The organism is Rhodoferax sp. (assembly GCF_028689305.1).
Taxonomy (GTDB): Bacteria; Pseudomonadota; Gammaproteobacteria; order Burkholderiales; family Burkholderiaceae_C; genus Rhodoferax.
The window spans coordinates 1-9,800 of the sequence record NZ_JAQTWM010000109.1 but is presented as its reverse complement, the minus strand read 5'-3'; the positions used below and the strand labels follow the sequence as shown (position 1 = coordinate 9,800).

Sequence of the window (9,800 nt, the reverse complement as noted above, 5' to 3'; positions counted from 1 at the left end):
GTCCGCCCGGCCGCGAAGCGCGTCAGGCCAGCACTCGGTACCAGTAGTGATATGCACGACGAAACCCCAAGCTTTCGTAGAGACGGATAGCCACGGTATTTGAAGCACTCACTTGCAGGAAGGCAGACTGCGCCCCAGCGCGCCGGCCCCAGGCCAGGAGATTTGAGCAAAGCTTCTTGGCCAGGCCGCGCCCTCGATGTGCAGGGCTCGTCGCGATATCAAAGAGGCCAAGTTGATCCTGGACTGAAACGCCAAGGCCGCAGCAGATGGGTTTCTGGGCGGAAAGATCGACAGCAAAGGCGCAAGGACTCTGTATTGATCGGAGCAACTTGAGATGGATGGCCTGGTCTGGACCCAGTTTGCCGGAAACACTTTGAAAGGCCTTCAGCCAGGCCTGCGCATCCGCAGCAACGCAGAGCGATGGAGCTTCGCGTTCGACAGCAAGCGGCGCGACCATGACCAGTGAGAGATCGGTGAAGCGGTAGCCTTTCCCCGCAAGAACGCTATCCGTGTTTTGGGGAGCGGAGAACGAGGTCAGCCGGAAGATGGGTGGAAGCCCTTGTTCGCGGTAAAGATGCTCGACGTCGGCAATCTGGCTGGCCGAAAGATCGACCGACTCAGGGGTGCAGTTCGCTGAGTTGGCGCGCTTCGTATAGCCATCGGCGAAGCGTAAGCGCCACCCATGAAGGTCTTGCTCTTCAAGGGCGGGCCAAGCAGCGAAAGCGGCGGATTCAACGGAGTTCATGTGGAGGGTGTGAAAGCAGTGACGGCGTGGGCGCAGTCATTATTTTCATGCGCGGCATCGTAACCGCCGTCACACCTGTTTGTCGAGCTCGCGCGCAGGGCTCAACACGCCGGCCATGGAGACCGGAAAACGAGGGCAATATCACTCAGAAAATACGCCTATTTCAGCAGCTCAACGGTGATCGCTTCTTCGCCCAGCAGGGCCTGGCAAGCGAGCCGTGAGTTGGAGCTGACGCCGACGATGCCGTCGAGTTTTTCGTTCTCCACACGCTGGATTTTCGACAGGCTCTTGCGCCCAACCGTGACAAAGACGTGGCAGCTTTCGCATTTGGCTTCGCCGCCGCATTTGCTGATGATGGGCTCACCCGCGGCCTGCAGGGCTTTGAGCAGGCTGGTGCCGGCGGCAACTTCATAAGACTTGCCAGAGGGGAGTACGGTGAGTGTGGTCATGGTGAAAAAGGGGCTCAGGCCCGCTACGTGGTTAAGGAAATTGAAAAAGGAGTCAGACCGCCAGTGCCGGTTGCATGGCAGCCATCAATGCTGCAGAAAACTGGGCCAGCGGCATCGGAATGCGGGTGATGTTTTGCTCCGCCAGAAATCGCGCTTCCATACGGGTCGGCTCTTCGGGCAACACGGCCCAATGGCGGTCGCTGGAGCGCTTCATGATCTGGCGGGCAAAACAACGTGTGAGCTGGTCGTCAAAACGGCAGCCCAGGAACAGGAAGTTGCGCCCACTGCGCCAGGCTTGCACGGCGGCTGGAATCGGGGTCTGGATGTCGATCTCGGTCAACACCTCGACATAGTCGCTGTCAGACACCAGGTAGTTGCCGGCCGGGCTATGGCTGCCAATGGGTTTGTAGAGCATGCGCCCCGGGGTTGCGGAGAGTTCTGCCAGCGCCGTGCCGTCGGCGGCGTAAGCGCCGGTCCACTGGCCAAAATGCTCGGACTGCGACAGGCCTTGCACCTGCACCCAGCCACTCTTGGGTTCAACTTGCGCCAGTGCGGCGGCCAGGGTGTCGTCGTACCAGGTATCCACCCACAGCCCGGCGCCACTGCCGGCCAAGGCCAGGTGAAAAGGCGACGGCGCGGGTGATGTGGCAAAGGCCTCGTTCATCAGGTGCACCACCGATTTGCGGTGTTTGAAGTTCTCAATGAACTGCGCCGCCTGCGTCAGGCGCTTGCGGATTTTGTGCGGCACGCTGACCTTCGCTGTCATGACCTCCGCCAGCGCCAGCGGTGTGGCAGGCACCTTGACATCGGCGCACAGCGACAACATGTCCGGCCCCAGGTAGGGAATCACCGCGCCGGTGGACAGGCTGGTGGCAATTTCATGGATCAAGTCAGTCATGTGTTTTCCTTAGTAAATCGCGGCACCGGCACCGACATTGGTGGCGGTATCCTTGAGTGTCTTGATGATGTACTGGACTTGCTCTTCGTCCAGTTCGGTATGCAAGGGCAGCGCCAGGGCGCGATCGCCAATACGGTCGGTGTCGATCAGCACGCCCCGGCGCTGGCCAACGGCGTCAAGCGCCTGCATGTAATAAAACTGCTGGTGCAGCGGGTGACTGTAGACGGCGGTCTCGATGCCGCAAGACAGCAAATCGTCGATCATTTGCGCGCGGGCACTGCCCGAGAAACGTTTGCCCAGGTGCACCACGTAAAGCATCCAGTTCACCGCATCGACCCCTTCACCGATGTAGGGTGGTTTGACCCCTTCAAAACTTTGCATGTTGTCGTGGTACCAGGCGATCACCTGTTGGCGTGCGGTCAGCCGGTCGTCCAGCCCGGCCAGTTGCGCCAGGCCCAGGGCGGCGGTGATTTCACTCATGCCGGCCTGCAAAGGCACACGGGAGCCGACCGACACCGAGGTGCGGTCGGCCAGCCGACGCTGGCGCAGGTAGCGCAGCTCGTGCACCAGGGCATCGTCATCGGTGACCAACATGCCGCCTTCACCGGTGCACAGGGCCGAAGGGGCAGAAAAGTCAAACACCGACACATCGCCAAACGTGCCCACCACCTGGCCCTGGTAGCGGGAGCCCAGGGCCTCGGTGCTGTCTTCAATCAGCTTCAAACCATGGGCATCGGCCAAGGCCCGCAGGGCCGTCCACGCGGCCGGGTGCCCGTTGGTGTTGCCCGCCAGCAAAGCACGGGTTTGGGGCGTGATCTTGAGGGTCGCCTTCTCGGGGCTCAAACTGCCGGTCCAGTAATTGATGTCGGCAAACACCGGCGTGGCACCGGCCAGGGTGATGGCTTGCGCCACCTGGTGCCAGGTGTGGGCGGTGCAGATCACCTCGTCACCGGGGCCAATACCCATGGCGCGCAGCGTTATCCAGGTGCCCAGCGTGCCACTGCCCACGGCCACGGCGTGTTTGCGCCCGACCCAGCCGGCAAAGGCGCGCTCAAACGACTCCAGCATCGGCCCGTCGCCCCACTGCGACGATTGCAGCACGGCGGTGACGAGTTCTATTTCGCGCACGCCGCATTCGGGCTCAAACAGGGAGATGACATCGACTTCCATGATCAGTCCTCGGTCAGGATCAAGGCCGAGGCTTCTGCAGCCAACTTGGTGGTGCTCCAGCAATGGCCGTCGGTGGTGGCGAGAAAGACGCGGCGTTTGCCCAAGCTCAGCGCCGGGGTTTCGCCGCGCATGTCCATGGCATCGACCACCACCACACGCATGGCCGGATCACGGGCGCGCCAGAGGGCGGCGGCATCCCGCAGGCAAGAGGCAGCGCCAATCACTTCACCAGCGCTGCGCAGGTAATCGGGCGTGATGGCCATGGGTTCAGTCCTCAGCTACCGCCAGGCGGCGGGCTTCAACGGTGATCGGCAAGGGGGTATCGGTCGGCATGTCAGGCAGGTCAAACTGCCAGCCGTTGGCCAGCGTGACCAGGCCGCCCCACATACCGGGCTTGACCATGGAAACAATGGGTTCCTCCAGGTCTTTTTTCGGTACGTAGCCGGTCAGCACGCCTTTGCTGTCTTTGCGGATCATCAGTTTCATGGGGGGTTCCTGGTAAGGTAAATAGGGGTTCAAGGCGCGTCAAGGAGCCGTCGTCAATTCTTCGTGCAACAGAGGCGCCAGCATCGGCGGCAACGTTTTCAGCAAGCTGCTGATGTCTTCCCAAGTGGTGCTGACCCCCAGTGAAAACCGCACGGCGGCCAGCGCTTCTTCTTCAGGCACGGCCATGGCGGTCAAGACGTGGGAGGCCTGGCTGCCACCCGAGGAGCACGCTGCACCGCTGGACGCTGCCACGTCCAGGCGATCAAGCCGCTGCAGCACCACGTCGGCCGAAAGCTGACCAAAACGCAGGTAACTGGTGCCGGGCAGGCGCGCTGCGGTGTGGCTCCAGATGTGGGTGTCCGGCAAGGCCTGGCGTAAGCCACTTTCCAGCGCATCACGCAGATGAGCCACCCGCTGGGCCTGGGCGTTCACATCACCCAGCAGCGCCAGTGCGGTTGCCAGACCCACAATGCCGGGCAGGTTTTCGGTGCCGCCCCGGCGGCCACGCTCCTGGCTGCCTTGGGTCTGCGGCAGCAGGGCCACGCCCTGGCGCAGCAGTAGTGCGCCGACGCCTTTGGGGCCGTTGAACTTGTGGGCCGAGAATGACACCGCGTCGGCGCCGCAGCTTGCAAACGCAAACGGCAGTTTGCCAATGAACTGGGTGGCATCGACATGCAGGCGCGCGCCTGCGGCCTGGGTGATTGCGGCGACCTCGGCCACCGGCATCAGCACCCCGGTTTCGTTGTTGGCGGCCATCAACGAGACCAGGGCCACGTCGGGGCCGATCAGCGCGGCAGCCGCCGCCAGGTCCAGCGTGCCGTCGGGGCGCACCGGGATCAAGTCGACCACCGTGCCGGCCTCTCGCAAGGCGTGCGCCAGCTTCAAGTGGCCAGCGTGCTCGACACTGCTGAACACCACGCGCTGGCGCTGCGGGGCGCTGGCTGCCAGCAGGCCGCGCACCGCCAGGTGGTTGGCCTCGGTGGCGCCGCTGGTAAAGATCACTTCAACCGGCTTGCAGCCCAGCACCCGTGCCACCGTGGCCCGCGCGGCGCTGAGGGTGCGTTTGGCATCCTGCCCCGGCCCGTGCTGTGACGAGCTGTTGGCCCAGACGCTGGAGAACACCGGCAGCATGGCGGCAATCACCTCTGGCGCAGGCGCGGTGGTGGCGTTGTGGTCAAGGTAGATCATGCTGTGCCTGCCAATGGGTCAGACCCAGAACTGGTGTTCGCTGTCCAGACACAGAATGTCCAGCAATGCGTCCAGCGATGTATCCTGATGCTGTGGCCGCCAGGTCTGGTTGGTGTGGTCACGCGAGCACAGGCACCAGAGGCTGCCCTCTTGCGGTGCCAGCAAGGCAATGTCAATCAAGCCGCCGCTGGGGTCTACCTTACGCGAGCAACAGGGGCTTTGGATGCGGTAGCTCTCGCCTTCATGCAGCACCAGGGGTTTGACGTAGCGGTAGCGCACACGTTCTTTCAGGGCACGTTCCACGCGGCGCACCACCAGGTCCAGCACCTGGGCGCTGGTAGGTGCAACGCTTGTGGCTGCCATGTTCACACCGAACCCCCGGTTTCCGGCTGCCAGCCATGCGGCACAGGAAGCAGCTCAATTTCCAGGCAGCCGACCACGCAGCCGTCAAACTGCACCAGGTAGACCGGCTCGTTCAAATCTGGAGCGTGACCAATGTTGACCACCTCGCCGACCGAGCCACGGGCGGCCAGCAGCGCATCTGCCGGGCGATCCGGGTAGCTGCCGTCGTTGACCAGATCGTCCAGCGCCACCACGTGCTGGCCCCAGGCATAAGCCGGGGCTCGGGGTTCGATGCCGGGCAGGACGGGAGCGGGGGTGGGGGCAGTGGCGGCGGTGTTCATGTGTTTTACTCCATGGCGGTTGCAGAGCCCAAAGTGCGCAGCGAACCGGCCTTGTCGCCCAGTTGCGCCAGCACCTCGGCGGGCAGGTTGTCCAGCGTGCAGAGTTCTTTCGCGCGCATGCCAACCCGGTGGCCGGATTCGATAAAGTCCACCGCGTAGATGTAGTACTGCTGCAAAAAGGTGTTGATACTGACCACATAGCCCAGGTCACCCTTGTTGACCAGCACGTCGCCCACGTCGTAACCCCGGTAAGTGCCGTCGTTGCGCACGACCGAGCGGGAAATCACCCGTTCACCAAAATTGAAGCGCGGCGGGTAGGCCAGTTCGATCTCGGCATCGTCGCGATTGATGTCAGCCATGGCTTGCTTTCAGGTGGATGATGGCGTGCGCCAGGCGGTCTTGCACAGCCTGGCGAACTTCGGGTTCTGCGTCTTCTTGCATCGTGTGCAAGGTACTGGCATCGGCGCGTTGCGCCACTTCCCAGCGCACACGCCAATCGGCATCGTGGCTCAGGTGGGACAGCAGGGCCACCGGCAGCCGCTCGGCCACAATGCGCCGAACCTCGGCATCGGCATCACCCGCCATACCCAACAACGCAGGCATGTCCAGGCGTTGCGCCACCCGCATGCGCACGGCGCGATCCGGGTCATGGGCCAGGGTCGGCAAAATAGCCAACGGCAGGCGTTGGGCCACCAGTTCGCGCACGCCGTAGTCCGGGTCGTGGCGCAAGGCGGCCAGCTCGGGCGGGGTCAGGCGCTGGGCGACGCGGATGCGCACCTCGCGGTGCGGGTCGTTCACCAGTTTGGCCAGCAGGGTTTGCGGCAAGCGCAAGGCCACTTGCAGGCGCACGGTTTCATCCGGGTCGTTGATCAGTGCGGTCAGGCGGAACACGCTGGCCCGGCGCGCGGCAATGGCACGCACCTCAAAGTAGGGGTGGCCCAACTGGTCGTCACTGAGCTGGGGGTGCCAGCGAAAGAAACGGTCGATCCGGCGTGCGTAAGCGTCCTGCATGCAGGCGTGGCCCGGCTCGCAGCCCTGGCCTTCACCCAGCGACAGCAGGCCTGCGTAGACACAGTCGCCGCAGCGGATCGGGCCGCCTTGCCAGTGCTGTGGCGCAATGTCGTCCTGCGGTGCACGCACCGTGACGGTGTTCACGATACGCCCCAGCCGCGTACCGGGTAAGCCGTGTTGGACTCTGATGGGTCGCCTTTTTCATGACGCGTGAGCACGTGCAGCAGCAGGGCGGCGCCGACATGATCCTGCGGGTCAAGACGGCGCAGCTCGCTGAGCATCAAATGGGCCTCGGCCATGTCGTCCAAGCGCATGTTCAGGTAGGCCAGGCCTTTGAGGGTAAACAGGTAAAAGCGCACCGCCGCGTCACCACGTGTGGCTTCGTCACCCGGGGGCATGTCGCCAAAATCGGGGCCCAGTGCGGTGCGGGCAATGGCCAGGGCGTCTTCGCCCATGGCCCGCGCCTGGGCCAGTTGGTGGCTGTAAAAATAGAAACGGTAGAGCGCAATCAACGGGGCCGGATGCTGGGGTGCAGCGGCGCGCGCCTGCTCCAGCAAGGGCAGGGCTTGTTGCGGCAAATGGCGCAGCAGACCGGCCTGGGTGATGAGCGCGTTGACCTGCGGGCTCAAGCCCCCGCCGATGACCCCGTCGGCAAAGGCCGCCAGGTCATCGTCAAAGTGCAGGCCCATCGCGCTCATGATGACAATGCCGTTTCAGTGCGCCACCACCGGGGCCGGGCGGCCACGTCCGATGGAGCTAACATCAATTTTGGTGACACCCACTTTGGGCGCGGCATCGGCGCTGCTGCAGGCGCAGGCTTGCTGGTTGGGGTCAATGAAGCTCAAGCCCGACTGGGTGGCGGTCTCGACAAAATCAATGGTGAGGCCATCGAGCATAAGGCGGCTCTCGGCCCCGAGAAACAGGCGCACACCGCCCACTTCCAACAGTTGCTCGCCAGCGGCTGGTGCGGCCTCGGGGCTGAATTCGGACGAGTAACCCGAGCAGCCGCCCGGAGTCACGGCCAGGCGCAGCCCTGCACCAGCGGGCATGCCGGAAAAGCGCACGATGCGGTTGATGAATTTGGCCGCAGCGGGCGTGATGGTGACGTTTGGCAACATGATGTGTGACAGAGTGAAGTGATTGAGGAGGTCAGACTTCGGTTATGCAGTCGTCTACCGGGCAAACCGAGACACACTGCGGGTCGTCAAAGTGGCTTTCGCAGTCATTGCACAAGCTGGCGCTGATGATGTAGAGACCCTTTTTGACGCTGATGGCAGCGTTGGGGCATTCGGGGGTGCAGGCGTCACAGCCTGTGCAGGTTTCGGTGTTGATTTTGTGGGTCATGATGACGCTCCTGTGAGATGAATGGGTTGATGGGTTGAATGGAAAACTCAGGCCGCCAGTGCCACGCCGTCTGCCGCGTGGGTGTAGGCGCCCTGGCGAATCTGGGCATCACCCCGGTGCTGGTGCACCACGGCACCGCTGGCGATGCGAGCGCGGTAGTCGTTGAACCAGCTCAGGGCAGCTTTTTCAATGAACTCGCCCACATAGGCATCCACCGGCTCGACCCCGGCAGCGGTGAGTTCGTCTTTCGGGCAGGCGCCAATCTTGGCCACCAGCACGGCGTGGCAGTCGTTGATGGCACGCACCACCGAGGGCAGTTGCTCATCATCCCCCGCGCCACCCTGGCAATACTGGTCTACCCGGCGGTGGCCGACAAACAGGGCCTTGGTGGCAGACACTTCAAACACTTGGAACTCGGTGACGTGACCAAAGTGCTCGTTGACCTTGCCGCCGCCCTTGGTGGCCACTGCCACCAGCACGGTCAGGTCATCGTCGCTTGGCACGGCGCTGGCAGCGGCCAGGGCTTCTTGCTTGGCGACTTGCTGGGCGTTGCGCTCGATTTCAACCTTTTCCTGGTAGCTGCGGCGTTTGTCCAAGTCATAGACCACGTCCATTTGCTCCAGCTTGTCCAGGGTGAACTCTTCGCTGCGGTCTTCACCGAGCAGGCCGACCGCGTCGGCGCGGCATTGGCGGCAATGGCGCATCAGGTTGGCTCCACCCATACAAGCGTCTTGCACCGCTTTCAGCTCGGAGGCGGTCGGGCCACGCTGGCCGGTCAGGCCAAACACGGTGCCGTGCTCGGGCTCGGAGATCAGCGGCATGATGTTGTGCAGGAAGGCGCCGCGCTTTTTCACTTCGCGGTTCACCTCGATCAAGTGTTCGTCATTGATACCGGGGATCAGCACCGAGTTGATCTTGGTCAGCACTCCGCGCGCGGTGAGCATTTCCAGGCCCAGCATCTGGCGCTCATGCAGGATCTTGGCAGCCTCATAACCCTTGATGCGCTTGTGGTTCCAGAAAATCCAGGGGTAAATCTTTTCGCCCACCGCCGGGTCCACCATGTTGATGGTGATGGTGACGTGGTCGACGTTGTATTTGCAGATTTCATCAACCAGGTCAGGCAGCGCCAGGCCATTGGTGGAGATACACAGCTTCAGATCGGGCGCCTGCTCTTGCAGCATGCGGAAGGTGTCGAAGGTTTTTTGCGGATTGGCCAGCGCATCGCCCGGGCCGGCAATGCCCAGCACCGTCATTTGCGGAATTTCACTGGCGACCGCCACCACTTTTTTCACGGCTTGCTCAGGCGTGAGTTTTTGCGACACGACGCCGGGGCGCGACTCGTTGGAGCAGTCGTATTTGCGGTTGCAGTAGTTGCACTGGATGTTGCAGGCCGGAGCCACGGCCACGTGCATGCGGGCAAAGTGGTGGTGCGCTTCTTCGGAATAACAGGGGTGGTCTTTGACCTTGTCCCAAATGGCTTTGGGCATGTCTTCAGGGCCGTCGGACGAGCCACAACTGGCCTTGCCCTCGCCGCCTTGCGTGCCACAGCCCCCACCTGCTGCGGGCAGGTCGAGCTTGGCTCCCAGTGATTTGATCTGCCCGATGCTGACATACGTCTTTGCAGGGGTTGAACCGGTGTTTGCACTTGACTGCATGAAAACCCTTTTCACGACCGACCATGGCCGTACACAGGCTTAGTAGCTAAATCCGTGCCACGTCAAAAATGGCTGCCGGGGGCTGGTTTTGTCGGATGTGGCACAAGCGGCCGGGCTGGCTTGTCGGGCTGTGTCAGGGGGTGGTGTCTGTGATGCGACAAAGCTGACATA

Annotated in this window: 15 protein-coding genes; all 15 read right to left on the bottom strand. The window is 62.8% G+C overall.

Annotation, left to right across the window (positions count from 1 at the left end; all coding sequences use genetic code 11):
* Window positions 1–22: 22 nt before the first annotated feature.
* Window positions 23–745 carry a GNAT family N-acetyltransferase gene (locus PHW99_RS16490; protein ID WP_300180111.1) on the bottom strand — a complete coding sequence of 241 codons (723 nt, stop codon included), beginning with the start codon at window positions 743–745 and terminating at the stop codon, window positions 23–25.
* A 158-nt stretch (window positions 746–903) separates the two neighbouring features.
* Window positions 904–1,194, bottom strand: coding sequence for a 2Fe-2S iron-sulfur cluster-binding protein (locus PHW99_RS16485; protein WP_300180108.1), 291 nt, complete (start codon window positions 1,192–1,194; stop codon window positions 904–906).
* Window positions 1,195–1,246: 52 nt separating this feature from the next.
* Window positions 1,247–2,092 (bottom strand): SIR2 family protein, encoded by an 846-nt coding sequence (locus PHW99_RS16480; protein ID WP_300180105.1) that lies wholly within the window; start codon window positions 2,090–2,092, stop codon window positions 1,247–1,249.
* Between the two features lie 9 nt (window positions 2,093–2,101).
* Window positions 2,102–3,262 (bottom strand): DegT/DnrJ/EryC1/StrS family aminotransferase, encoded by a 1,161-nt coding sequence (locus PHW99_RS16475; protein WP_300180102.1) that lies wholly within the window; start codon window positions 3,260–3,262, stop codon window positions 2,102–2,104.
* A 2-nt stretch (window positions 3,263–3,264) separates the two neighbouring features.
* Window positions 3,265–3,525, bottom strand: coding sequence for a hypothetical protein (locus PHW99_RS16470; RefSeq protein WP_300180099.1), 261 nt, complete (start codon window positions 3,523–3,525; stop codon window positions 3,265–3,267).
* Window positions 3,526–3,529: 4 nt separating this feature from the next.
* A complete protein-coding gene (gene nifT, locus PHW99_RS16465) occupies window positions 3,530–3,748 on the bottom strand; it encodes a putative nitrogen fixation protein NifT (RefSeq protein WP_300180096.1) in 219 nt (72 codons plus the stop codon).
* Between the two features lie 39 nt (window positions 3,749–3,787).
* On the bottom strand, window positions 3,788–4,936 hold the full coding sequence (locus tag PHW99_RS16460) for a cysteine desulfurase family protein (RefSeq protein WP_300180093.1): 1,149 nt from the start codon (window positions 4,934–4,936) through the stop codon (window positions 3,788–3,790).
* An 18-nt stretch (window positions 4,937–4,954) separates the two neighbouring features.
* A complete protein-coding gene (locus PHW99_RS16455; RefSeq protein ID WP_300180090.1) occupies window positions 4,955–5,299 on the bottom strand; it encodes a hypothetical protein in 345 nt (114 codons plus the stop codon).
* A gap of 2 nt (window positions 5,300–5,301) precedes the next feature.
* Window positions 5,302–5,619: a nitrogen fixation protein NifZ gene (locus tag PHW99_RS16450; RefSeq protein WP_300180087.1), complete on the bottom strand. Its 318-nt coding sequence runs from the start codon at window positions 5,617–5,619 to the stop codon at window positions 5,302–5,304.
* Window positions 5,620–5,624: 5 nt separating this feature from the next.
* On the bottom strand, window positions 5,625–5,978 hold the full coding sequence (locus PHW99_RS16445) for a nitrogen fixation protein NifZ (RefSeq protein ID WP_300180084.1): 354 nt from the start codon (window positions 5,976–5,978) through the stop codon (window positions 5,625–5,627).
* Window positions 5,971–6,774 carry a 4Fe4S-binding leucine-rich repeat protein gene (locus PHW99_RS16440; RefSeq protein WP_300180081.1) on the bottom strand — a complete coding sequence of 268 codons (804 nt, stop codon included), beginning with the start codon at window positions 6,772–6,774 and terminating at the stop codon, window positions 5,971–5,973. The genes PHW99_RS16445 and PHW99_RS16440 overlap by 8 nt, the downstream gene beginning before the upstream one ends.
* On the bottom strand, window positions 6,771–7,328 hold the full coding sequence (locus PHW99_RS16435) for a hypothetical protein (protein WP_300180078.1): 558 nt from the start codon (window positions 7,326–7,328) through the stop codon (window positions 6,771–6,773). Before PHW99_RS16435 ends, PHW99_RS16440 begins: the two co-directional genes overlap by 4 nt.
* A 15-nt stretch (window positions 7,329–7,343) precedes the next feature.
* The gene (locus tag PHW99_RS16430) at window positions 7,344–7,748 is read right to left on the bottom strand and encodes an iron-sulfur cluster assembly accessory protein (protein ID WP_300180075.1); all 405 of its coding nucleotides are present in this window, start codon (window positions 7,746–7,748) and stop codon (window positions 7,344–7,346) included.
* A gap of 31 nt (window positions 7,749–7,779) precedes the next feature.
* Window positions 7,780–7,974, bottom strand: a complete 195-nt coding sequence (locus tag PHW99_RS16425; RefSeq protein WP_300180072.1) for a 4Fe-4S binding protein — start codon at window positions 7,972–7,974, stop codon at window positions 7,780–7,782.
* A gap of 47 nt (window positions 7,975–8,021) precedes the next feature.
* Window positions 8,022–9,629 carry a nitrogenase cofactor biosynthesis protein NifB gene (gene nifB, locus PHW99_RS16420; protein WP_300180069.1) on the bottom strand — a complete coding sequence of 536 codons (1,608 nt, stop codon included), beginning with the start codon at window positions 9,627–9,629 and terminating at the stop codon, window positions 8,022–8,024.
* Window positions 9,630–9,800: the final 171 nt, after the last annotated feature.